17 protein-coding genes and 2 tRNA genes are annotated in these 22839 nt (G+C 69.5%); 11 read left to right on the forward strand and 8 right to left on the reverse strand.

Annotation, left to right across the window (positions count from 1 at the left end; all coding sequences use genetic code 11):
• Window positions 1-23: 23 nt before the first annotated feature.
• From ACWA7K_RS07710 to ACWA7K_RS07725, 4 genes are all read left to right on the forward strand, one after another.
• Window positions 24-99, forward strand: a tRNA-Val gene (locus ACWA7K_RS07710).
• Window positions 100-155: 56 nt separating this feature from the next.
• Window positions 156-2072 carry a SurA N-terminal domain-containing protein gene (locus ACWA7K_RS07715; RefSeq protein ID WP_456167246.1) on the forward strand — a complete coding sequence of 639 codons (1917 nt, stop codon included), beginning with the start codon at window positions 156-158 and terminating at the stop codon, window positions 2070-2072.
• Window positions 2073-2174: 102 nt separating this feature from the next.
• Window positions 2175-2250: transfer RNA gene (locus tag ACWA7K_RS07720), tRNA-His, on the forward strand.
• Between the two features lie 270 nt (window positions 2251-2520).
• Complete coding sequence (locus ACWA7K_RS07725; protein ID WP_456168724.1) at window positions 2521-3723, forward strand: ISL3 family transposase; 1203 nt, start codon at window positions 2521-2523, stop codon at window positions 3721-3723.
• Between the two features lie 55 nt (window positions 3724-3778).
• Here the strand turns inward: ACWA7K_RS07725 and ACWA7K_RS07730 are convergent, their stop codons facing one another.
• The 3 genes from ACWA7K_RS07730 to ACWA7K_RS07740 all read right to left on the reverse strand — a co-directional run bounded on the left by ACWA7K_RS07730 (window position 3779) and on the right by ACWA7K_RS07740 (window position 5816).
• Window positions 3779-4624, reverse strand: coding sequence for an FTR1 family iron permease (locus ACWA7K_RS07730; protein WP_456167248.1), 846 nt, complete (start codon window positions 4622-4624; stop codon window positions 3779-3781).
• A 10-nt stretch (window positions 4625-4634) separates the two neighbouring features.
• Window positions 4635-5009 (reverse strand): cupredoxin domain-containing protein, encoded by a 375-nt coding sequence (locus ACWA7K_RS07735; protein ID WP_456167250.1) that lies wholly within the window; start codon window positions 5007-5009, stop codon window positions 4635-4637.
• Between the two features lie 99 nt (window positions 5010-5108).
• Window positions 5109-5816, reverse strand: coding sequence for a LuxR C-terminal-related transcriptional regulator (locus ACWA7K_RS07740; protein ID WP_456167252.1), 708 nt, complete (start codon window positions 5814-5816; stop codon window positions 5109-5111).
• Between the two features lie 150 nt (window positions 5817-5966).
• On the opposite strand from ACWA7K_RS07740, the gene surE reads away from it, so the two are divergent.
• The 4 genes from surE to rlmD all read left to right on the forward strand — a co-directional run bounded on the left by surE (window position 5967) and on the right by rlmD (window position 10066).
• Window positions 5967-6722 carry a 5'/3'-nucleotidase SurE gene (gene surE / locus ACWA7K_RS07745; RefSeq protein WP_456167254.1) on the forward strand — a complete coding sequence of 252 codons (756 nt, stop codon included), beginning with the start codon at window positions 5967-5969 and terminating at the stop codon, window positions 6720-6722.
• 6 nt (window positions 6723-6728) lie between these two features.
• Entirely contained in the window at window positions 6729-7565 is an 837-nt protein-coding gene (locus ACWA7K_RS07750; RefSeq protein WP_456167256.1) for a protein-L-isoaspartate(D-aspartate) O-methyltransferase, read from the forward strand.
• 75 nt (window positions 7566-7640) lie between these two features.
• The gene (locus tag ACWA7K_RS07755) at window positions 7641-8549 is read left to right on the forward strand and encodes a peptidoglycan DD-metalloendopeptidase family protein (RefSeq protein ID WP_456168726.1); all 909 of its coding nucleotides are present in this window, start codon (window positions 7641-7643) and stop codon (window positions 8547-8549) included.
• 59 nt (window positions 8550-8608) lie between these two features.
• Entirely contained in the window at window positions 8609-10066 is a 1458-nt protein-coding gene (gene rlmD / locus ACWA7K_RS07760; RefSeq protein ID WP_456167258.1) for a 23S rRNA (uracil(1939)-C(5))-methyltransferase RlmD, read from the forward strand.
• On the opposite strand, the gene ACWA7K_RS07765 is transcribed toward rlmD, so the two are convergent.
• A complete protein-coding gene (locus tag ACWA7K_RS07765; RefSeq protein WP_456167260.1) occupies window positions 10067-12697 on the reverse strand; it encodes a [protein-PII] uridylyltransferase in 2631 nt (876 codons plus the stop codon).
• 19 nt (window positions 12698-12716) lie between these two features.
• Window positions 12717-13544 (reverse strand): type I methionyl aminopeptidase, encoded by an 828-nt coding sequence (gene map, locus ACWA7K_RS07770; protein WP_456167262.1) that lies wholly within the window; start codon window positions 13542-13544, stop codon window positions 12717-12719.
• A gap of 111 nt (window positions 13545-13655) precedes the next feature.
• Between map and ACWA7K_RS07775 the strand changes: the two genes are divergently transcribed.
• Window positions 13656-14843 carry an NAD(P)/FAD-dependent oxidoreductase gene (locus tag ACWA7K_RS07775; protein ID WP_456167264.1) on the forward strand — a complete coding sequence of 396 codons (1188 nt, stop codon included), beginning with the start codon at window positions 13656-13658 and terminating at the stop codon, window positions 14841-14843.
• Window positions 14844-14938: 95 nt separating this feature from the next.
• Window positions 14939-18973, forward strand: a complete 4035-nt coding sequence (gene purL, locus ACWA7K_RS07780; protein WP_456168728.1) for a phosphoribosylformylglycinamidine synthase — start codon at window positions 14939-14941, stop codon at window positions 18971-18973.
• Window positions 18974-18988: 15 nt separating this feature from the next.
• Here the strand turns inward: purL and ACWA7K_RS07785 are convergent, their stop codons facing one another.
• The gene (locus tag ACWA7K_RS07785; RefSeq protein ID WP_456167266.1) at window positions 18989-19624 is read right to left on the reverse strand and encodes a TetR/AcrR family transcriptional regulator; all 636 of its coding nucleotides are present in this window, start codon (window positions 19622-19624) and stop codon (window positions 18989-18991) included.
• A gap of 118 nt (window positions 19625-19742) precedes the next feature.
• Window positions 19743-21074: a pseudouridine synthase gene (locus tag ACWA7K_RS07790; protein WP_456167268.1), complete on the reverse strand. Its 1332-nt coding sequence runs from the start codon at window positions 21072-21074 to the stop codon at window positions 19743-19745.
• 141 nt (window positions 21075-21215) lie between these two features.
• Here ACWA7K_RS07790 and ACWA7K_RS07795 point away from each other — a divergent pair, with 141 nt between their 5' ends.
• On the forward strand, window positions 21216-22040 hold the full coding sequence (locus ACWA7K_RS07795) for an undecaprenyl-diphosphate phosphatase (RefSeq protein WP_456167270.1): 825 nt from the start codon (window positions 21216-21218) through the stop codon (window positions 22038-22040).
• 28 nt (window positions 22041-22068) lie between these two features.
• Here ACWA7K_RS07795 and trmB read toward each other — a convergent pair whose 3' ends face one another.
• Window positions 22069-22791 carry a tRNA (guanosine(46)-N7)-methyltransferase TrmB gene (gene trmB / locus ACWA7K_RS07800; protein ID WP_456167272.1) on the reverse strand — a complete coding sequence of 241 codons (723 nt, stop codon included), beginning with the start codon at window positions 22789-22791 and terminating at the stop codon, window positions 22069-22071.
• Window positions 22792-22839 lie beyond the last annotated feature (48 nt).

Below are 22839 nucleotides of genomic sequence, written 5' to 3' on the forward strand. Positions count from 1 at the left end.
CGAAGACCGCATTTGCACGCGGCGGGTGCTTAGCTCAGTTGGTAGAGCGGCGCCCTTACAAGGCGTAGGTCGGGGGTTCGAGCCCCTCAGCACCCACCACCGTCCCGTGCATGCGGCCATGTCCGCCCCATACGCCCGTCCCTCCGAGAGTCTCCATGTTCGATTTCGTCCGTCGCCACAACCGTCTGCTGCAGTTCGGCCTGGTGCTCGTGATCTTCCCGTCCTTTGTCGCCTTCGGCATCCAGGGCTATCAGAGCTTCAACGAGAAGACACAGGCGGTCGCCCATGTGGACGGCCACTCGATCACCCAGAACGAATGGGATGCCGCGCATCGCCAGCAGGTCGAACGCCTGCGGGCCAACATGCCGACGGTCGACCCGAAGCTGCTGGACAGCCCGGCCATCCGCCAACAGGTGCTCGACCAGCTGGTGCGCGAGCGCGTGATGTTCGCGGCGGCGCGTGACCTGCGGCTGGACCCGACCGACCAGCGCCTGCAGCGCCTGTTCCGCACCGATCCGAACTTCGAGGCCCTGCGCAACCCGGACGGCTCGGTGAAGGCCGAACTGCTGGCCATGCGCGGCATGACCTCGGCGCAGTTCGCGCAGCAGCTCAAGCAGGACCTGGCGACCCGCCAGGTGATGCTCGGGCTGGGCGTGTCGGTGCCCGCGTCGACCTCGGTGACGTCCCGTGCGATGGAGCCGTTCTTCCAGCAGCGCGAGATCCAGGTCGCGAACTTCCCGGTCCAGGACCAGCGCGCCAAGGTCCAGGTCAGCGACGACGAGCTGAAGGCCTACTACGACGACGAGAAGAACGCGGCGCAGTTCCAGTCCAAGGAGACCGTGTCGTTCGAATACGTGGTGCTGGACCTGGCCGCGGCGGCCCAGAGCGTGACGATTGCGGCCGACGACCTGCGCAAGTACTACGACGAGAACGTGGCCCGCTACGAGACGCCGCAGGAACGCCGCGCACGCCACATCCTCGTGAAGGTCGACTCGTCGGCCAGTGCCGACGACAAGGCCAAGGCACGTGCGAAGGCCGATGGCCTGCTGCAGCAGCTCAAGGCCGATCGCAAGGCCTTTGCCGCGCTGGCCACCAAGCAGTCCGATGACCCGGGCTCGGCCGGGCAGGGAGGCGACCTGAACTGGATCTCGCGCGGCGCGATGGTCAAGCCGTTCGAGGACGCCGTCTTTTCGCTCGGCAAGGGTGAGCTCAGCGGCATCGTCGAGAGCGAGTTCGGCCTGCACATCATCGAGGTCACCGACATCCGCGGTGGCGAGCGCCGCAGCTTCGAGAGCGTGCGTGCCGAGATCGAGAAGGAAGTGCGCCAGCAGCTGGGCCAGAAGCGCTATGCCGAGATGGCCGAGCAGTTCACCGATCTGGTCGAGCAGGAGGACAACCTGCAGGCGGTCGCGACCAAGTTGAAGCTGAAGATCCTGCGCGCCGACAAGCTCGGCCGTGGCGAGGCGGTGGCCGATGCGCCGCTGCTCAGCAACCCGAAGCTGGTCGAGACGCTGTTCGATGCGCAGACGCTGAACTCGCGCCGCAATTCGGCGCCGATCGAGCTGGGCAGCAATCAGCTCGCGGCGGTCCACGTGACCGAACACCTGCCGTCGCGTCGTCAGCCGATGGCCGAGGTTGCCGATCGTCTGCGCCAGCTGGTGACCGACCAGAAGGCGGCGCTCGCTGCGGCTGCCGCCGGCAAGGCCGCGCTGGAGGCCTGGAAGCAGCAGCCTGCCAACGCCGCCGTCGGCGCAGCCATGACGGTTTCGCGTTTCGAACCGCGCGGCCAGTCGACCGCCGTGCTGACCGCCGTCATGCGCGCGTCGACCGAGTCCCTGCCGGCCTGGGTCGGTGTCGACCAGGGTCAGGGCGGCTATGCCGTCGTGCGCATCAACAAGGTCCTGGGTGCCGATCCCGCGAAGCTGGATCCGCAACGTGCGGCGACGCAGTACGCGCAACTCTGGACCCAAGCCGAGACCGACGCCTACTACAAGGCCCTGCGCAAGCGCTTCAAGGTCGACGTGACGGCCGCACCGGCCGCCACCGCTGCGGCGACTTCAGCCGGTCGTTGAACGACATCGGCGCCGCTCGCGGGTATCTCGCGACGGTCGCCTGAGATCACGCCCGAGATACTGGACAGATCTCGATCTCGGGTTATACTTTATGTCTCTGCGGTGGCTGTAGCTCAGTTGGTAGAGCCCCGGATTGTGATTCCGGTGGTCGTGGGTTCGAGTCCCATCAGCCACCCCACCGCTTCGAGACAAGATCCAGAAAACGCCCGGTCCTCCGGGCGTTTTTCATTCTGTCGAGGGAATTCCGTTCCGACCGTTCCTCTGTCTCCGGACATAACCGCCGGATACGGCATCGGGGATTTGACAGCGGCTTGGCAGGCTTCTTGAGACCAGAAAAAAAGGTTCATCACGGAAGTCCGGGAGGACGATCCAGAACGAGGTAGGGCAGTGACATCCCGCGAGAAGATGGTTGTGCGAAGACACACCGACTCGGGAAAGCACTGCCCCAATGAACAAGGATACAAGCGAGCTCCCGTTCTGGGAGGGCTTCAGCGTGCGACGGCTGGTCCGCAAGGAGTCGGCCGTCGAGATCGAACTGGAGGTTGAGGAAGGCTCGGTGCCTTTGTGCGGACGCTGCCGTCAGGCGTGCGCGCAGGTTCACGAGCGGGTGCAACGGCGCATCCGTGACCTGCCCATGCTGGGCTGTCCGGTCACGCTGGACGTGCAGTTCCAGCGACTGGCCTGTCCGACTTGCGGGCATTGCCAGCAGTTCGTGTCATGGCTGGATCCGCACGCCAGGCTGACGCGCCGGCTGGCTCAGGCGGCCGCTGAGCTGTGCGCGAGGATGACGGTGGCGCATGTGGCCGAGCTGTTCGGCCTGCACTGGAGCACGGTGCGAGAACTGGATCGACGTCGCCTGCAAGCGCTGGTCGAAGGCTTGCCGCCCGCGCAGCCGAGGCGACTGGCGATGGACGAGTTCGCGGTGTTCAAGGGTCACCGCTACGCCAGCGTCATCGTCGATGCCGATACGCGTCGCGTGCTGTACGTCGCCCAGGGCCGCACGCGCCGATCGATCCGCCCGTTCTTCGAGCAACTCGGCGCCGAGGGCTGCGCACGCGTCGAGGCCGTGGCCATGGACATGAACTCGGCGTTCGACCTCGAGGTGCGCCATCACTGCCCACGCGCGCGCATCGTCTATGACCTGTTCCACGTCGTCGCCAAGTACGGCCGCGATGTCGTGACCCGCGTCAGGGTCGAGGCGGCCAACAAGCTGCGACAGGACAAGCCCGCGCGTCGCCTGGTCAAGCAGGCGCACTGGCTGCTTCTGCGCAACCGAGACCGGCTCAGCCACTCACAGCAGGTTCACCTTGACGAGGTGCTTGCCGCCAATCAGCCCATCTTGACGGCCTACCTCATGCGCGATGAGCTCAAGACGCTCTGGACGGCAAGCTCAGCCTGGGAATGGCGGCAGCGATGGCGGCAGTGGCTGGCGCACGCCCAGCAAAGCGCCATCCCGGCCTTGCAACACTTCGCCCGCAGCCTCAAGCCCTACTGGCGCGGCATCGTCTCTCGCGTTCGATGGCCCATGCACACCGGCCAGATTGAAGGCATCAACAACCGCATCAAGGTCATCAAGCGCATGGCCTACGGCAACCGCGACACCGACTACTTCTTCCTCAAGATCAAGGCAGCGTTTCCCGGGAATCCGTGATGAACCGAAAAAAAGGGCACCCAACTGGATGCCCCGGCTCATGACGCATGAACGATCAGCGCGGTCGTTGCAGTCGTTCTGGTCGTGACGTGCGGCGCGCCATCCAGCGCGAGCCCGCGACGATCAGCAGCAGTGCCGCCGCATAGGACGCCAGTTGTGCTGCCGTCGGCTGTGCGTCGTAACCGACCATCGCGTGAAGCAGCGTGCCCAGAGGCGAGTCCTGCGCCAGCGTGCCGGAGCTGTCCCAGACCGGCTCGGCGCCGATCTCGAGCCAGCCGGCCTGGCTCAACGCCCGTGCGAGCTGGCTGGCGATCGAGGCGGCCAGCAGGGAGACCAGCACATTGGTCGCGAGGAAGAGGTGGCGTGTCGGGATGCGCGCCAGCCCGGCGTAGACCAGCCATCCGGTCAGGGCGCCCAAGGCCAGACCGGTTGCGCAGGAACCCAGCACCGCCAGCATCGGCGCGCCGTTGGCATCGCCCTGCATCGAGCCTGCCACGAAGAGCACGGTTTCCGCACCTTCGCGCAGCACCGCCAGGGCCACCGCGATCAGCAGGGCCCAGGGCCGTTCCTGACCCTGCTGGACCGACTGGCCGAGCGTGCGGGCCTCGCCGACCATCTCGCGCGCGTGCGTTCCGCCCCAGACGCAATGCCACAGCAGCATCAGCAGCGCCACGGTCAGGACGGCGATGTTGACCAGGTCCTGTCCGAGCCCGTCGAAGGCATCGGCGAGCAGGGGCGCCAGCAACGCCAGCACGATGGCGCCGAGGAAACCGAGGCCGACGCCGGCCCCGAGCCAGCGGCCGCGCCCGAGCACGCCGCGGGTGGCGGCCGCGACGATCCCGACGAAGAGCGCCGCCTCAAGCGATTCGCGGAAGACGATCAGCGCAGCCGAGAAGACCATGAGCTGACCCTCACTCGACGACCAGCACGCCCTTGGCGGTGGCCTCGTGGAACTCGCCGACAAACTTGTAGCGACCGGGCTTGAGCGGTCCGACCAGAACCTGACCCTTGGACTTGCCCGGGATCACCTTCTCGCGCTTCAGGCTCGAACTCTCGAACTCCTCGGGGGTCGCGTCCTGGTTGTCGACCAGGATCTTGATGCGCTGGCCGGCCGGAACCTTGAGCTCTTCCGGCTCGAACCGGTGGTCGCGGATGACGAGTTGAACCTCGACGTCGGCGGCGCTGACCGCACCGGCACCCAGCAGGGCGAAAGCCGCCATGGCCGAGGCGGTCAGTCGGTTGAAGAGGGAACGGCGGGTGTGGCGGGTGTGGCGGCGGTCAGACATGGGCACTCCAGAGCGGGATGGCCCATGCTAATGACAACGATTCTCATTTGCAAGCCAGGCGCCTGCCTGTCCCTGACCTGGATCAAGGAGTCGCGCGACTCAGTCGTTCAGCGCACGACGTGCCTGCATCAGCGCGGCCTCGGGCGAGCTGGACTGCACCAGCTTGTGCCAGGACGTGCGCACATGGTCGTTGACGATGAACCACGCGATGCCCAGCTGGCGTGCGATCTCCTTGACCGCGTAACCCTTGCTCAGCAAGGCCAGCACGTCACGCTCGCGCTCGGTCAGGCTGCTGGCCGACGTCTCGCTCGGATTCGGTGACGGACGCGAACCCGGACCGGCGATCTCGCGGAAGTAGGCGAGCATCCGCCGCGCCATCGCCGGTGACAGCGAGGGCTGGCCGCGGGCGATCTTCTGCAGTTCCTCGACCAGCACCTCGAAGCGGTCTTCCTTCAGCAGGTAGCCGTTGGCGCCACATTGCAGGGCAGGGAAGAGGTGCTCGTCGTCCGAATGCAGCGTCGTCGCGACCTTGATGGCGGCGTCATGGCCCAGCTGCGCCAGCAGTGCCAGGCCTTCGCCATCGGCCGACTCCAGGTCACACAGGACAAGGTCGAACCGGGGGGCGTCAGCGCGCCGCTGCGTACCGCTTTCACCGAGGCCGAGCAGCGCACGTGCGGCGTCCAGATCGGCGGCTTCGCTGAAGGTGATCTCGTCGCTGAAGCTCTCGCGCACCACCCGCACCATGAACTGGCGGGCGGCAGCGTTTTCCTCGACTACGAGTGCCCGCAAGGGCAGGGATTCGGACATGTGTGATGACGCGCGGTACGACGGTTGCGCGGGATTATCGGCCGCAGGTGTGCGCCACATTCATCGTCCCCCGAGGACCAGGGGACGGATGGGTCAACTGACCCGTTCCGTGCCCCGATCTGATATTGACCGGTCCCTACAATCCGCCTTATGCACATCCTGGTAGCCAACGACGACGGGTACCTCGCCCCGGGCCTGCAGGCCCTCGCGAGGGTCTGCAGCACATTCGGCACGATCGACGTCGTCGCGCCCGAGCAGAACGCGAGCGGCACGTCGAACGCGCTGACGCTGACCCGACCGCTGTCGGTCCACACGGCGAGCAACGGCTTCCGGTACGTCAATGGCACGCCTTCGGACTGCGTCCACGTGGCCATGACCGGCCTGCTGGCACACAAGCCGGATCTGGTGGTCTCGGGTATCAACAACGGCGCCAACATGGGCGATGACACGGTGTATTCCGGCACCGTGGCCGCCGCGATGGAGGGTTACCTCTTCGGTGTGCCGGCCATCGCGTTCTCGCTGTCCGAGAAGGGCTGGGGCCACCTGGACGCCGCCGAAGTCGCGATGAGGCGCGTGCTGCAGGCGGTCCTGTCGTCGCCTTGGGCGCGCGAACACTGGCTGCTCAACGTGAACATTCCGAGCCGCGCCGATGCGGCCGAGGCCGCGATCGAGGTGACCCGCCTGGGCAAGCGTCACGCCAGCGAACCGGTGATCCGCCAGATGAGCCCGCGCGACGAACCGATCTACTGGATCGGCGCGGCCGGCGACGCCCGCGAAGCTGGTGAAGGCACCGACTTCCACGCGGTCGCCCAGGGGCGCATCTCGATCACGCCGCTGCAGGTCGACCTGACCGATCATGCCCGGCTGGGACAGTGGGCCGGACGCTGGCGCGGCCCGGCGGCCTGAGCCGTGATGGACGAGGCGCCGCCGCGGCGCAAGCGGTTTCCCCTGACGCTGGACGACACCCGGCCGGTGACCCGGCACGTGGCTCGACCACTGACGGGAGCCGGATCCGGTTCGGTGGCCGTGCCGTTGATGCGCCCGAGCGCCCCGCCGTTCACGCCGGTGACCGGCCTGGGCCTCGACTCGGCCAGCTTCCGCTCCCGCATGGTCACGCGCGTGCAACTGGACGGCTGCACCGACACCGAGGTGCTGCGGGTGATGGGCGAGGTGCCGCGTCACCTGTTTGTCGATCCGGCGCTGGTCTCGCAGGCCTATGAGGACACCAGCCTGCCGATCGGCCTGGGGCAGACGATCTCCAAGCCGTCGGTCGTCGCCCGGATGCTGGCACTGCTGCGCGCGCGTCCGGGTGGTCCCGCCCTGTCACGCGTGCTCGAGATCGGCACCGGCTGCGGTTATCAGGCGGCGCTGCTGTGCGGTCTGGCCCGCAACGTCTACTCGGTCGAACGGCTCAAGGCCCTACATGACCGGGCACGCGAGAACCTGGCGCCGATCCGGCCCGCCAACCTGCGGCTGATCTATGGTGACGGCCGTCTTGGTCATGGCCCGAACGCGCCCTACGACGGGATCATCTCGGCTGCTGGCGGCCTGGGCCTTCCACAGGCCTGGCTCGACCAGCTCGCGCCGGGCGGCAGGCTGGTCGCGCCGGTCCAGAGCGAGGTGGACCCGAACCAGCAGGTGCTGATCGTGGTCGATCGCATGCCGGACGGCCGCTGGGTCGAGCAACGCCATGAAACCGTCCGATTCGTCCCCTTAGAATCCGGCACCCGTGACCACAGGCCGGCTTGAGATGACCCCGCGCGTAGCGCCTGGCGCTCATCCTCGATGACCGGAACCCCTGCCTCCCCGATGCCCATGACCCTGATGCCCATCGCTGCCCGTGCAGCGCGATTTGCCGTGTTCGGCGCCAGTGCGCTGCTGCTGGTGGCCTGCGCGGGCTCACCGAAGGTGCAGGCGCCGGTCGAGGACCGCTACACCCAGGCGGTCCGCCAGCAGTCCGCGCCCGCGCCGGTCACCGCGCCCGCCGAAACCCCCAAGCCGCCGCCCGGCGTCGAGAACGCCGGCAAGCCCGGCTTCTACACCGTCCGTCCGGGTGACACGCTGATCCGCGTCGGCCTGGAGACGGGCCAGAACTGGCGCGACCTGCAGCGCTGGAACAGCCTCGACAACCCCGACCGCATCGAGGTCGGCCAGGTGCTGCGCGTGTTGCCTCCTGGACAGGATCCAGGTGCCGCCACGGTTCGTGCGGTGACGCCGCCCCGGCCGGTCGACAAGTCCGCTTCCGACAGCAAGCCGCTGCCGCCGTCGGTCAGCACCAGCGCGCCGATCCCGCCGGTCCCGGTCGTGGTGCCGGCACCGACCCCGGCCGTTCCCGCGCCGGCACCGTCGGCCCCGCAGGGTGACGATGACCTGAACTGGATGTGGCCCGCCCAGGGCCCGGTGGTCGCCGCCTTCGACGACAGCCGCAACAAGGGTGTGGCGATCGGTGGCAAGGCGGGTGACCCCGTCATCGCCGCCGCCGACGGCCGCGTGGTCTACGCCGGCTCCGGTCTGCGTGGCTACGGCAACCTGGTCATCATCAAGCACAACGACACCTTCCTGACCGCCTATGCGCACAACCAGGTGGTGCTCGTGCGCGAGGACCAGGCCGTCAAGCGCGGTCAGAAGATCGCCGAGATGGGTTCGACCGATGCCGACCGGGTGCAGCTGCACTTCGAGATCCGGCGCCGGGGCAAGCCGGTCGACCCGGTGCGCTACCTCCCGAACCGCTGATATCCACCCGCCTGCAGCAGCGCCCGCCGTGCACTGCGCGGGCCCATCCAGGCTGAGTCATGACTGCTGCGGACGAATGGTTGCTGGTCGACGCGCTCGACCTCGAGGCGCAGGGCGTTGCCCGCAATGCCGAAGGGAAGGTCGTGTTCATCGAGGGCGCGCTGCCCGGTGAACGGGTCCGCGCCCACACCAACCGGCGCAAGAACAACTGGGAACAGGCCACGCTGGTCCAGATCGGCCGCGAGAGCTCGCAGCGCGTGCGGCCCGGTTGTCCGCACTTCGGCCTGCATGCCGGTGCCTGCGGCGGCTGCAAGATGCAGCACCTGCACGGCGCCGCCCAGGTCGCGATCAAGCAGCGGGTGCTGGAAGACAACCTCTGGCATCTTGGCAAGGTCCGCGCCGAACGCCTGCTGCGGCCGGTCGAGGGCCCGACCTGGGGCTACCGATACCGGGCCCGCCTGTCGGTTCGCCACGTCGTCAAGAAGGGCGTCGTGCTGGTCGGCTTCCACGAGCGCAAGTCGCGCTATGTGGCCGACATGCAGACCTGCGCGGTGCTGCCGCCGCATGTCAGCGCGATGCTGCTGCCGCTGCGCGAACTGATCGCCGCGATGGACGCCCGTGATCGCCTACCGCAGATCGAGCTGGCGGTTGGCGAGTCACCGGCCGGCCTGGTCACCGCGCTGGTGCTGCGCCACCTGGAGCCGTTGAGCGCCGGTGATGCCGCGCGGCTGCGGGCCTTCGGCGCCGAACACGGCGTGCAATGGTGGCTGCAGCCCAAGGGCCCGGAGACGGTCCATCGCCTCGACCCCGACGACGGTCCGGAGCTGGCCTACGGCCTGCCCGAGTTCGGTCTGACGATGCCGTTCAAGCCGACCGACTTCACCCAGGTCAACCACCACATCAACCGCGTGCTGGTCGTCAAGGCGCTCGGCCTGCTGGGCGTGCAGCGCCAGGAACGCGTGATCGACTGGTTCTGCGGCCTGGGCAACTTCACGCTTGCGCTGGCCAGGCAGGCCCGCGAGGTGCTGGGCATCGAGGGCAGCGAGACGCTGGTGGCCCGCTCGCGCGAGAACGCTGCGCGCAACGGCCTGGCCGATCGCACGAGCTTCGCCGCCCGCAACCTGTTCGAGATGGCCGCGCCGGATCTGGCGGCCTACGGCAGCGCCGAACGCTGGCTGATCGACCCGCCGCGCGAAGGCGCCTTCGCGCTGGTGCGGGCGCTGGCCGCCGTGCGCCAGCAGCCGATCGACGGCTACGAGCCGCCGCAGCGCATCGTCTACGTCAGCTGCAACCCGGCGACGCTGGCCCGTGACGCGGGTCTGCTGGTGCACCAGGCCGGCTACCGGACGGTCGCCGCCGGGGCGGTGAACATGTTCCCGCACACGGCGCACGTCGAATCGATCGCGGTGTTCGAGCGCATCGACGGCTGGACCTTGCCGGCCCAGCCGGTGGCCATCGACGAAGCGCCGTCGGACGTCGCCGCAGCCGAAGCCGGCGACACGCCCGACGCCGACTGATCAGGCCAGAGCCGCCAGCAGCTCGGTCTCGAACTCGATCTGGCTGCGGTTGTGCTGCAGCGCGGCGCCGTCGACGAGGAAGGTGTCCTCGACCCGCTCGCCCAGCGTGCTGATCTTGGCCAGCTGCAGGTTGATGCGGTGCTGCGCCATGACCCGGGCGATGCGATAGAGCAGGCCCGAGCGGTCGCTGGCCGACACCGACAGCAGCCAGCGCTGCGCCTTCTCGTCCGGCCGCAGCTGCACGCGCGGCGCCACCGGGAAGGACTTGACGCGGCGCGACAGCCGGCCGGTGCCGGGTTCGGGCAGGGCCTGGTCGCTCGACAGGGCCAGCACCAGCTGGGTCTCGACCATCACGATCAGGTCGCGATAGGCCTGGTCGATGTAGGGCGTGATGACCTGGAAGGTGTCCAGCGCATAGCCGGCCCGCGTGGTGTGCACGCGGGCATCCAGGATGCTGAACTGGCCGCTGTCGAAGTAGCCGCAGATGCGCGCGAACAGGTCGGGCCGGTCCGGTGCATAGACCATCACCTGCAGCCCTTCGCCGACCGGTGACAGGCGGGCGCTGACGACCGGCGTGGTCGTGTCGACGCGCTTCTTCAGCGAGCGGGCGTGCCAGGCGATCTCGCCGCTGTCGTGGCGCGCGAAGTAGCTCAGGTCGAGCGTCTGCCAGAGCGCCTCCTGCGAGCCCGGCAGCATCGAGTGCAGCGCCAGCATCTGGCGGGCCTCCTGCTTGCGCATCTCGATGTCGGCGGCGTTGTTCGGCTGCGAGCCGCCCAGCGCCCGCAGCGTCGAGCGGTAGAGGTCCTCCAGCAGCTTGCCCTTCCAGGCGTTCCAGACCTTCGGGCTGGTGCCGCGGATGTCCGAGACGGTCAGCAGGTACAGGCCGGTGAGCCGGCGCGGATCACGCACACGTTCGGCAAAGGCCTTGATGACCTCGGGATCGGACAGATCCTCCTTCTGCGCCACCCGCGACATCGTCAGGTGTTCCTGCACCAGGAACTCGATCAGGCGGGCGTCCTCGCGCTCGATGCCGTGGTCGCGGCAGAAACGCCGGACCTCGACCGCGCCGAGATCGGAATGGTCACCGCCGCGGCCCTTGGCGACGTCGTGGAACAGCGCCGCGACGAACAGCACCCACGGCCGGTCCCAGTGCGCCGCCAGCTGCGAGCAGAACGGGTATTCGTGCGTGTGCTCGGGGATGAAGAAGCGCCGCACGTTGCGCAGCACCATCAGGATGTGCTGGTCGACCGTGTAGACGTGGAACAGGTCGTGCTGCATCTGCCCGACGATGCGCCGGAAGACCCACAGGTAGCGGCCCAGCACGGAGGTGTCGTTCATCAGCCGCAAGGCGTGCGTCTGGCCACGCGGCTGCTTGAGGATCTCCATGAACAGCCGGCGGTTCTCGGGGTCCGCGCGGAACTTGCTGTCCATCAGCTCGCGGGCGTTGTAGAGCGCGCGCAGCGTGCGCACCGACAGGCCCTTGGCGCCGACCGACTGCTGGAAGGTCAGGAAGGTCTCGAGGATCGCGTGCGGATCCTTCTCGTACAGGTCGTCGCTGGCGACCTCGATCATCCCGCCGCGGTCGAAGAACTTCGGGTTGATCGGTCGCATCGCCGCGTCGTGCATGCCGTTGACGCGCTCCTCGATGTTCAGCATCAGGATCTGGTTGAGCTGCACCACCGCCTTGGCGGCCCAGTAGTAGCGCCGCATCAGCGCCTCGCTGGCGCGCCGCTCGGCGGTCGATGCATAGCCGAAGCTCTCGGCCACCGCCGTCTGCAGGTCGAACACAAGCCGGTCCTCGCGACGCCGCGCCACCGTGTGCAGGCGGGCGCGGATCAGGCGCAGCAGGCCCTCGTTGCGCTGCAGCTGGCGGGCCTCGAAGCGGGTGATCAGGCCCTTGCTGGCCATCTCCGTCCAGCTGCGGCCCAGGCCGGCCGCGCAGGCCACCCAGCGCAGCACCTGCAGGTCGCGCAGGCCGCCCGGGCTCTCCTTGCAGTTGGGTTCGAGCGAGTAGGGCGTGTCCTCGTACTTGGTGTGGCGCTGGCGCATCTCCAGCGTCTTGGCGATCAGGAACTCGGCCGGGTCGAGCACCTCGCGGCTGCGGCGGCGGAACTGCTCGAACAGGCGCTTGCTGCCGCACAGGAAGCGGCATTCCAGCATCGCCGTCTGGGTCGTGACATCGGCCAGCGCCTCGGCCACGCATTCGTCGACCGTGCGCACGCTCGAACCGATCTCCAGCCCGATGTCCCAGCAGGCGGTGACGAAGGACTCGACGCGCGAACGTTCGTCGCCGACGGGCGACGCCGCGTCGGCCGGCGACAGGTCGTGCGGCATCAGCAGCAGCACGTCGACGTCCGAATACGGGAACAGCTCGCCGCGACCGTAGCCGCCGACGGCGACCAGCGCGGCGCCCTTGGGCAGGCCGGACTGGTCCCACAGCTGGGCGAGCACGTCGTCGACATGTTCGGCCAGCAGCCGGACGAGCCGGCTGGCGGCGGGCGCCGTGGCGCGGCCGCGCTGGAACTGGTCGATCAGGGTCTGGCGCCCGTCGCGCACCAGGCGGCGCAGTTCGGGCAGGGCGATGGCCGGGCGGGGCGCCGCGGCGGGTTCTGGCGCGACGGCGACGTCCATGCAGGCTCCGGCGGTGTCGTCAGGTGGTCGCCGGCGCGGACGCGGCGGCGGTCACGAAGGCGGGAATCGCGGGGCTGCCGGCCGACACCGTCAGCACCTCGTAGCCGGTCTCGGTCACGGCGATCGTGTGTTCCCACTGGGCCGACAGCGAGCGGTCGCGCGTGACGATCGTCCAGCCGTCGCCGGCCTCGCGGATGTCGCGCTTGCCAGCGTTCACCATCGGCTCGATCGTGAAGACCATGCCGGGCACCAGCTTGTCGAGCGTGCCGGGGCGGCCGTAGTGCAGCACCTGCGGTTCCTCGTGGAACTTCTGGCCGATGCCGTGGCCGCAGAACTCGCGCACCACGCTCAGGCCCTGGTTCTCGACGAAGGTCTGGATCGCATGGCCGATGTCGCCCAGCGTGACGCCGGGACGGACCTTCTGGATGCCCTTCCACATCGCGTCGTAGGTCAGCTGGCACAGGCGCTTCGCGGCGATCGAGCCTTCGCCGATCACGAACATCCGGCTGGTGTCGCCGTGCCAGCCGTCCTTGATGACGGTGACGTCGATGTTGACGATGTCGCCGTTCTTCAGCGGCTTGTCGTTGGGGATGCCGTGACAGACCTGGTGGTTGATCGACGTGCAGATCGACTTCGGGTAGGGCGTGTAGCCGGGCGGCGTGTAGTTCAGCGGCGCGGGAATCGCCTGCTGCACGTTCACGATGTGATCGTGCGCGAGCTTGTCCAGCTCGTTGGTGGTGATGCCGGCCCGCACATGCGGTGTCAGCATGTCCAGCACCTCGGAGGCCAGCCGGCCGGCCACGCGCATGGCCTCGATGTCGGCGACAGTCTTGATGGAGATCGTCATAGGGGCGGAATTATTGCATCGGGGCCCGCCCGGAATGCCGCCTGACATGCCGCCTGCCATGCCGCTTGGGAAGCCCTGGACGCCCGCGTACACGCCGCCAGAATCCGGCCCATGACCCGTGAACTGACTCCTCCCGACGCGGTCGACTGCGTGGTTGTTGGCGCCGGCGTGGTCGGCCTGGCGATCGCCCGGGAACTCGCCCGCAGCGGCCGCGAGGTGGTGATCCTGGAAGCCGCGACGACCTGGGGCAGCGCCACCAGCTCGCGCAGCAGCGAAGTGCTGCATGCCGGCCTCTACTACCCGCGCGGCTCGCTCAAGGCACGGCTGTGCCTGCGCGGCCGGCACCTGCTGAGCGCCTTCTGTGCCGACCACGGCGTGCCGATGCAGCGCTGCGGCAAGCTGGTCGTGGCGACGTCCGAGGCCCAGTTCGACGACCTGCAGCGGCTGGCCGATCAGGCCGACGCCAACGGCCTGCACGGCCGCGAGGCGTTGCAGCACCTGACGGCCGCGCAGGCCCGCGCGATCGAGCCCGAGCTGAGCTGCGTCGCCGCGCTGTGGTCGCCGGCCACCGGGATCATCGACAGCCACGCGCTGATGACCGCGCTGCTGGGCGATGCCGAGGCGGCCGGCGCGATGCTGGCCGTGGCGTCGCCCTTGCGGGGCGCCGAACGGGTGGACGGCGGTTGGCGGCTGCAGGTCGGTGACGCAACGGGCGGTGTTGGCGACAACGCGTTCACCGAACTGCGCTGCCGGGAACTGGTCAACGCGACCGGGCTGTGGGCGCCGCTCGTGTCGGCCCGCATCGGTCCGCGCCCGGCCGCCGCACCGGCGTTGCCGGGCCTGCACCTGTGCAAGGGCAACTACGTCAGCCTGACCGGGCGTGCGCCGTTCAGCCGGCTGATCTACCCGATGCCCGAGGCCGACGGCCTGGGCGTCCACCTGACGCTGGACCTGGCCGGGCGGGCCCGTTTCGGGCCGGACGTCGAATGGCTGGACGGCGTGGAAGATCCGTCGACGATCGACTACCGCGTCGATCCGGCCCGACTGGACGGCCTGGCCGACGCGATCCGGCGCTACTGGCCCGGTCTGCCCGACGGCGCGCTGCAGCCCGACTACGCCGGCGTGCGGCCCAAGCTGGCCGGGCCTGGCGAGCCGGCCGGCGACTTCCGCATCGACGGGCCGGCGCAGCACGGCCTGCCCGGGCTGGTCGAGCTGTTCGGCATCGAGTCGCCCGGCCTGACCGCCTGTCTGGCGATCGCCGAGCAGGTCGGCGAGTGCCTGGACGCCGGCCTCACCTAAAATCTGCGCCGCCGCAGCCGGGATTTCCCGGCTGTCTGTCTTTTCAAGCGGGACCTTTGCGCGTGTCGACTCCTACCAGCTCCAGCCCCCAGTTCATGCACTTCGAGGGCGGCAACGCCTTGTCGACCTTCCGCGCCCAGGCGCTGCTGCCCCGGCTGCAGGCCATCGATGACCGGATCGTCTCGGTGCAGGCCCGCCATGTGCACTGGGTCCAGGCCGATGCGCCGCTGGGCGAAGACGACCTCCGGCGCCTGGCCGCGCTGCTGACCTACGGCGACCCGTACGAGGCCGGCGCCGGCTCGGCCGATGACGCGCTGATCGTCGTGATGCCGCGCCTGGGCACCGTCTCGCCGTGGGCTTCCAAGGCCACCGACATCGCCCACAACTGCGGCCTGGGCATCCACCGCGTCGAACGCGTCACCGAGTTCCGCATCGGCCTGAAGACCGGCGGCGTGCGCGGCGTGATCGACAGCCTGCGCGGCACCGCCAAGGGCCTGGACGCCGCCGCCTGGCAGGCCTGCGCCGCCGTGCTGCACGACCGCATGACCGAGAGCGTGGCCGCCGAGCGCGACGCCGCGCGCCACCTGTTCGACGCCCAGCAGGCCGAGCCGATGGCCCATGTCGACGTGCTGGGGCAGGGCAGGGCCGCGCTGGTCGCCGCCAACAAGGACTTCGGCCTGGCGCTCAGCGACGACGAGATCGACTACCTGGTCGCCGCCTTCACCGGCCTGAAGCGCAACCCCAGCGACGTCGAGCTGATGATGTTCGCGCAGGCCAATTCCGAGCATTGCCGCCACAAGATCTTCAACGCCGAGTTCATCGTCGACGGCGAACGCCAGCCGCTGTCGATGTTCGGGATGATCCGCAACACCGAGAAGCTCGCGCCGCAGTCGACCGTCGTCGCCTACAGCGACAACGCGGCGGTGATGACCGGCGGGCCGCTGCAGCGCTGGCTGCCGGTCGACGGCGAGCCGGGCAGCGGTGCGCCGCGCTACGTCGCACGCGACGAGATCGGCCATGTGCTGATGAAGGTCGAGACCCACAACCACCCGACCGCGATCTCGCCTTTCCCGGGCGCCTCGACCGGCGCAGGCGGCGAGATCCGTGACGAGGGCGCGACCGGCCGCGGTTCCAAGCCCAAGGCCGGCCTGACCGGCTTCAGCGTCTCCAACCTGCACCTGCCCGGCACCGACGAGCCGTGGGAACGTGCGCCGGTCGGCAAGCCCGAGCACATCGCCAGCGCGCTGCAGATCATGATCGACGGCCCGCTCGGCGGCGCCGCCTTCAACAACGAGTTCGGCCGCCCCAACCTGGCCGGCTACTTCCGCGTCTTCGACCAGGACGTGGCGGGCGTGCGGCGTGGCTATCACAAGCCCATCATGATCGCCGGCGGGCTGGGCACGATCGCCGACGGCCAGACCCACAAGCTGCCGTTCGGCGCCGGCACGCTGCTGATCCAGCTCGGCGGTCCGGGCATGCGCATCGGCATGGGCGGCGGCGCGGCCAGCTCGATGGCGGCGGGCACCAACGCCGCGTCGCTGGACTTCGACTCGGTCCAGCGCGGCAACCCCGAGATCCAGCGCCGCGCGCAGGAGGTCATCAACCACTGCTGGACGATGGGCGCGGCCAACCCGATCCTGGCCATCCACGACGTCGGCGCGGGCGGCATCAGCAACGCCTTCCCCGAACTGGTCGACGGCGCCGGCAAGGGCGCGACCTTCGACATGCGCAAGGTTCCGCTGGAAGAGACCGGCCTGGCGCCCAAGGAAATCTGGTGCAACGAGAGCCAGGAGCGCTACGTGCTGGCGATCGCGCCCGAGAGCCTGGCGCTGTTCACCGCGCTGGCCGAACGCGAGCGCTGCCCGTTCGCCGTCATCGGCACGGCGACCGACGAGCTGTCGCTGGTGCTGGAGGACGGCCCTGGTGGTGACCGCCCGATCGACATGCCGATGGACGTGCTGCTGGGCAAGCCGCCGAAGATGACGCGCGACGTGAGCCGCGTCACCCGCCAGGGCCAGCCGCTGGACCTGACCGGCGTGAAGCTCGACAACGTTGCGCCGAGCGTGCTGCGGCATCCGAGCGTGGCCTCCAAGCGCTTCCTGATCACCATCGGCGACCGCAGCGTCGGCGGCCTGAGCCACCGCGACCAGATGGTCGGCCCGTGGCAGGTGCCGGTGGCCGATTGCGCCGTCACGCTGGCCGACTACGCCGGCTTCCGCGGCGAGGCGATGAGCATGGGCGAACGCACGCCGCTGGCGTCGCTGGACGCGCCGGCATCCGGCCGCATGGCGGTGGCCGAGGCCATCACCAACCTGCTGGCCGCGCCGATCGAGCTGTCGCGCGTCAAGCTCAGCGCCAACTGGATGGCGGCCTGCGGCGAGGCCGGCGAGGACGCCGCGCTGTACGACACCGTCAAGGCCGTCGGCCTGGAGCTGTGCCCGGCGCTGGGCATCGGCATCCCCGTCGGCAAGGATTCGCTGTCGATGCGCACCCGCTGGACCGATGCCGGCGGCGAGGCCCGCCAGGTCGTCGCGCCGGTCTCGCTGATCGTCACCGCCTTCGTCTCGCTCGACGACGTGCGCGGCACGCTGACGCCGCAGCTGCGCACCGACACGCCGGCCGGCACCGACACCACGCTGATCCTGATCGACCTGGGGCAGGGCCGCAACCGCATGGGCGGCTCGATCCTGGCGCAGGTGCTGGGCCAGTTCGGCTGTCACCTGAAGGACGGCGTGCCGGACGTGGACGAGCCGGCCCAGCTCAAGGCGCTGGTCGCGGCGATCAACCAGCTGCGCGCCGAGGGCCAGCTGCTGGCCTACCACGACCGCAGCGACGGCGGCCTGTGGGCGGCGGCTTGCGAAATGGCGTTTGCCGGCCAGGCGGGTGTCAGCCTCAACGTCGACCTGCTGGTCACCGAAGGTGACGGCATCAGCGACAGCCGGGCCGACACCGGCGACTCGAAGAACTGGGCCGGCCAGGTCGGCGAACGGCGCAACGAGCTGACGCTCAAGGCGCTGTTCAACGAGGAGCTCGGCGCGCTGATCCAGGTGCCGACCGCCGCGCGCGACGAGGTGCTGCGCACGCTGCGCACGCATGGCCTGTCGCGCCACAGCCATGTCGTCGGCAAGACCAACGACCGCCGCATCGTCGAGGTCTGGCGCGACGCCAAGGCCGTCTATGCCGCGCCGCTGCAGGACCTGCACAAGGCCTGGGACGAGGTCAGCTGGCGCATCGCCGCGCTGCGCGACAACCCGGCCTGCGCCGACAGCGAACATGCGCTGGCCGGCACGCCGCAGGACGGCGGGCTGCATGTCGCGCTGACCTTCGATCCGGCCGAGGACGTCGCCGCGCCGTGGATCGCCAAGGCGCGCCCGAAGGTCGCGATCCTGCGCGAGCAGGGCGTCAACTCGCACGTCGAGATGGCCTACGCGATGGCCCAGGCCGGCTTCGACACGCATGACGTCCACATGAGCGACCTGCAGTCCGGCCGCACCGCGCTGACCGGCTTCCAGGGCTTCGTCGCCTGCGGTGGCTTCAGCTACGGCGACACGCTCGGGGCCGGCGAAGGCTGGGCCCGCTCGGTGCTGTTCAACCCGCGCCTGGCCGAGCAGTTCGAGGGCTTCTTCGGCCGCGCCGACACCTTCGCGCTGGGCGTCTGCAACGGCTGCCAGATGATGGCCGCGCTGAGCCCGATCATCCCGGGCGCCCAGCACTGGCCGAAGTTCACCCGCAACAAGAGCGAGCAGTTCGAGGCGCGTGTCTCGCTGGTCGAGATCCTCGACAGCCCGTCGATCTTCTTCCAGGGCATGGCCGGCAGCCGCCTGCCGATCGCGGTGGCGCACGGCGAGGGTTATGCCGATTTCTCGCAGCGCGGCGACGCCGCCCAGGTGCACCGTGCGATGCGCTACGTCGACGGCGCCGGGCGCCCGACCGAGACCTATCCGCTCAACCCGAACGGCAGCCCGGACGGCCTGACCTCGGTCACCACGGCCGACGGCCGCTTCACCGTGCTGATGCCGCACCCGGAACGGGTGTTCCGCAACGTGCAGATGAGCTGGACCTCGGGCGACGTGTCGGCGCGCAGCCCGTGGGCGCGCATGTTCGGCAACGCCCGCCGCTGGGTCGGCTGACGGCGGCGCGGGGCGTCAGGCCACCAGCCGGCGCCCCAGGATCGCCGCGCGCAGCATCGCGGCGACGGCCGGTGCGTCATCGGGCAGGGCGGCGACGCGGTCCTGCTCGATGGCCAGCAGGATCCATTCCGACAGCATCCCGATCAGCGCGGCCGCCTCGGCTGCCGGCAGCGTGACGCCCTGTGTGGCGGCGCTGTGCTGGATCGCCTCGGCGAGTGCGTCCAGGTTGGCGCGTCGGGCACGCAGGCCTTCGGGGCCGAGCGACAGCACCTCCATGAACAGCGCGCGCATCAGCAGCGGGCGTGTCGCCAGGTGCGTCAGGTAACGCCGCACGGCACCTTCGACCTGTTCGGCCCAGGGCTGGCCTTCGATCTCGTCCAGACGCAGCTGGCGCCGGCTGGCTTCGCTCGCGCTCTCGTAGAGCGCGATCATGCAGGCCTGCTTGTCCTCGAAGTGTTCGTAGAAGGTGCGCTTGGAGACATGCGCCGCCGCAGCGATGTCGGCGATCGTCGTCTGCGCATACCCCTGCCGGGCGACGCAGACGGCCAGCGCCTCCAGCAGGCGACGCCGGTGGTGGCGGCGGTTGTGGAACGAGTCGGCGCGGGAACCGTAGGCCGGTGGAGCCGGTGCGGCGTCGATGACGGTGTTCATGAGCGAGCTCCCTGGATCCTTCGAACCATCGTAGCGAGCCGTTCATGACATCACCACCCGCGAGCACGGGTGGTCACAACGGCATCGAGGTGTTGCACCCGATGCCTTCGTTCCCGCTTCAGCCGAAGAATTCCTCGCGCCGCAGGTAGCGCCACTGGCCGGGCGGCAGGTGGCCCAGCACGACGCTGCCGATGCGCACGCGCTTGAGGCCGACCACCGTCAGCCCGACCAGCTCGCACATGCGGCGGATCTGGCGCTTGCGGCCCTCGCGCAGCACGAAGCGGAGCTGGTCCTCGTTGGCCCAGCTGACCTTGGCCGGCTTGAGCTTGTGGCCGTCCAGTTCGAGGCCGTGGTTGAGCAACGCCAGGGCCTGGTCGGACAGCTGGCCGCCGCCTTCCTTGACGACCCGCACGAGATATTCCTTCTCGATGGTCGAGTCCTCGCCGATCAGCTGGCGGGCGACGCGGCCGTCCTGTGTCAGCACCAGCAGGCCGACCGAGTCGATGTCCAGCCGGCCGGCCGGCGCCAGGCCGCGCAGGTGGCCCGGATGCCAGCGCTGGCCGCTCTTGTCCTCGGCCCACTGGTTGCCGGGCTTGATCAGCACGACGGCCGGTTCGTGACCGTCCTCGGCCTGACCGCTGACGTAGCCGATCGGCTTGTTCAGCAGGATGGTCACGCGCTGGGCCTGCTGCTGATGCGCGGCGGGGTCGATCTCGATGCGGGCGTCGGGGCCGACGCGCTGGCCGAGAACCGCCATCTGGCCGTCGACGCGAACCCAGCCGGCCTCGATCCAGGTATCGGCCTCACGCCGGGAAGCCAGGCCCAGTGCGGTCATGCGCTTGGACAAGCGTTCGCCGTCCTGGCGCAGCGGCTGCGTCGGCACGTCGGTCGCTTGCTCGACCGGGCGGGCCCTGAGCCGCTCCGAAGGCTTCACGAACGGGCGCTGCGGGTGGTCGCCACGTTCGTCACGGCGGGCCTGTGGGGCAGGCGTGTCGCGGCCGAACCCCGGGCCAGGGCCCCGGTCCGGCCAGCGCCTCGGTTCCGGCGCCGGGCCGCTGCGCCGGTCATCCTGACGCGGACCCGGCCGCGGCTCGCCGCGCTGCGGTGCGCGCGGATCCTGGCGGTTGTCGAAGCGCGGATCACGGCGCGGGTCCTCACGGCGGCCGTCGCGCGGGGGGGCTGGTCGCGGGTCCTGGCGAAAGTCCTGACGTGTGTCCTGACGGGGATCCTGGCGCGGCGTGCCGAACGACCCCTGGGCGGTCTCGCCACGTTGCCGGAACGCTTCCTCGCGCTGCGCCCGCTCCGCCTGGGCCTGCGCCAGCGTCGGGCGCTGGCGGGCGGCGGCGAGTCCGCGCACGGGGCTGCGACGCGGTCCGTCGCTCGGCGAGGGCGACGTGTTCTTCGACGGCAGACCGGCGTCGGGCGATTTCTTCAGCTTGAGCGTGACCATGTGGGCAGGTGCGTGGAGTCGTTCGTCGGGAGCGCGCAGACCCTGTGCTAAGGTCCCGTCGCTGTGTTGAAGGCGGCCCCGCTGGACGGGGCTTTTTCATGTCTGTGACTGGGGCGCCGCCGGGGCGCCGAGGGAGTGCGTGTGGATCTCGTCTTGCTGATCAAGGCTGCGGTGATGGGTGTGGTCGAAGGCCTCACCGAGTTCCTGCCCATCTCCAGCACGGGCCACCTGATCCTGGCCGGTTCGCTGCTCGGCTTCACCGACGACAAGAGCAAGGTCTTCGACATCGCGATCCAGACGGGCGCGATTGTCGCCGTGATCCTCGTGTATTGGCAGCGCCTGCGTGTGACGGCCGCCGGTCTGGGTCATGACGAACGTGCGCGCCGCTTCGTCCTCAACGTCGCCATCGGCTTCCTGCCGGCCGTCGTGCTGGGCCTGCTGTTCGGCAAGGCGATCAAGGCCCACCTGTTCACGCCGGTCGTCGTGGCGACCACCTTCATCGTCGGTGGGCTGATCATCCTGTGGGCCGAGAAGCGCAAGGAGCCGGTGATCCGCATCGCCAGCGTCGACGAGATGCAGCCGATGGACGCGCTGAAGGTCGGTCTGGTGCAGTGCCTGGCGATGATCCCGGGCACCAGCCGTTCGGGCTCGACCATCATCGGCGGCATGCTGCTGGGCCTGTCGCGCCAGGCGGCGACCGACTTCAGCTTCTTTCTGGCCATTCCGACGCTGATCGGCGCGGGCGCCTACAGCCTCTACAAGGAACGCGCGCTGCTGTCGGTGGCCGACCTGCCGATGTTCGCGGTCGGGCTGGTGTTCTCGTTCATCTCGGCCTGGCTGTGCGTGCGCTGGCTGCTGCGCTATGTCGCCACCCACAACTTCGTGCCCTTCGCCTGGTACCGCATCGCCTTCGGCATCGTGGTGCTGGTGACCGCCTCGACCGGCTGGGTCACCTGGGCCGACTGAGGCACCCGCCGCTTGCAGGGCAGGGCGCTCAGGCCGGGCGCCGGAACACGAGGTCCCAGACCCCGTGGCCGAGCCGGATGCCGCGCTGCTCGAACTTGGTCAGCGGCCGGTAGTCGGGGCGCGGTGCATAGCCATCGGCCGTGTTGACGAGCCCCGGCTCGGCCGACAGCACCTCGAGCATCTGCTCGGCATACGGCTGCCAGTCGGTCGCGCAATGCAGGTAGCCGCCCGGCTTCAGGCGTGACACCAGCTTCGCGACGAAGCCGGCCTGGATCAGCCGGCGCTTGTTGTGTTTCTTCTTGTGCCACGGGTCCGGGAAGAACACATGCACGCCGGCCAGCGAGCCCGGCGTGATCATGTGTTCCAGCACCTCGACGGCATCGTGCTGGACGATGCGCAGGTTGCCCAGTTCACGTTCGCCGATCAGCTTCAGCAGCGCGCCGACGCCCGGCGTGTGGACCTCGATGCCGATGAAGTCGTCCCCAGGCCGCGCCGCCGCGATCTCGGCGGTGGCGCCACCCATGCCGAAGCCGATCTCGACGATGGTGTCGGCCTGACGCCCGAAGGTCGCGCCCAGGTCGAGCGCCTCGGCCCGATAGGGCAGCACGTAGCGTGGACCCAGGTCGGCCAGCGCCTTCTGTTGCCCGGTGCCCATCCGGCCGGCCCGCAAGACGAAGCTGCGGATCGCGCGCGGCGGATGCGCGGGGCTGTCGGGCTGGTCCGGCACGTTCGGTTCTTGTTCGTTGTTCATGGCTCGAAAACGACGAAGCCGGCAAGCGCCGGCTTCTGCAAGGGTCTG

Source organism: Leptothrix mechoopdaensis (SeqCode), assembly GCF_053893855.1.

Bases quoted from the DNA above. Each gene is read 5' to 3' on its own strand.
- surE (WP_456167254.1), top strand. From the start codon at position 5,967: ATGCACATCCTGGTAGCCAACGACGACGGGTACCTCGCCCCGGGCCTG.
- ACWA7K_RS07790 (WP_456167268.1), bottom strand. From the start codon at position 21,074: ATGGTCACGCTCAAGCTGAAGAAATCGCCCGACGCCGGTCTGCCGTCG.
- ACWA7K_RS07735 (WP_456167250.1), bottom strand. From the start codon at position 5,009: ATGTCTGACCGCCGCCACACCCGCCACACCCGCCGTTCCCTCTTCAAC.
- rlmD (WP_456167258.1), top strand. From the start codon at position 8,609: ATGACTGCTGCGGACGAATGGTTGCTGGTCGACGCGCTCGACCTCGAG.
- ACWA7K_RS07725 (WP_456168724.1), top strand. From the start codon at position 2,521: ATGAACAAGGATACAAGCGAGCTCCCGTTCTGGGAGGGCTTCAGCGTG.
- ACWA7K_RS07740 (WP_456167252.1), bottom strand. From the start codon at position 5,816: ATGTCCGAATCCCTGCCCTTGCGGGCACTCGTAGTCGAGGAAAACGCT.
- ACWA7K_RS07785 (WP_456167266.1), bottom strand. From the start codon at position 19,624: ATGAACACCGTCATCGACGCCGCACCGGCTCCACCGGCCTACGGTTCC.
- ACWA7K_RS07765 (WP_456167260.1), bottom strand. From the start codon at position 12,697: ATGGACGTCGCCGTCGCGCCAGAACCCGCCGCGGCGCCCCGCCCGGCC.
- map (WP_456167262.1), bottom strand. From the start codon at position 13,544: ATGACGATCTCCATCAAGACTGTCGCCGACATCGAGGCCATGCGCGTG.
- ACWA7K_RS07730 (WP_456167248.1), bottom strand. From the start codon at position 4,624: ATGGTCTTCTCGGCTGCGCTGATCGTCTTCCGCGAATCGCTTGAGGCG.
- ACWA7K_RS07750 (WP_456167256.1), top strand. From the start codon at position 6,729: ATGGACGAGGCGCCGCCGCGGCGCAAGCGGTTTCCCCTGACGCTGGAC.
- ACWA7K_RS07755 (WP_456168726.1), top strand. From the start codon at position 7,641: ATGCCCATCGCTGCCCGTGCAGCGCGATTTGCCGTGTTCGGCGCCAGT.
- trmB (WP_456167272.1), bottom strand. From the start codon at position 22,791: ATGAACAACGAACAAGAACCGAACGTGCCGGACCAGCCCGACAGCCCC.
- ACWA7K_RS07715 (WP_456167246.1), top strand. From the start codon at position 156: ATGTTCGATTTCGTCCGTCGCCACAACCGTCTGCTGCAGTTCGGCCTG.
- purL (WP_456168728.1), top strand. From the start codon at position 14,939: ATGCACTTCGAGGGCGGCAACGCCTTGTCGACCTTCCGCGCCCAGGCG.
- ACWA7K_RS07775 (WP_456167264.1), top strand. From the start codon at position 13,656: ATGACCCGTGAACTGACTCCTCCCGACGCGGTCGACTGCGTGGTTGTT.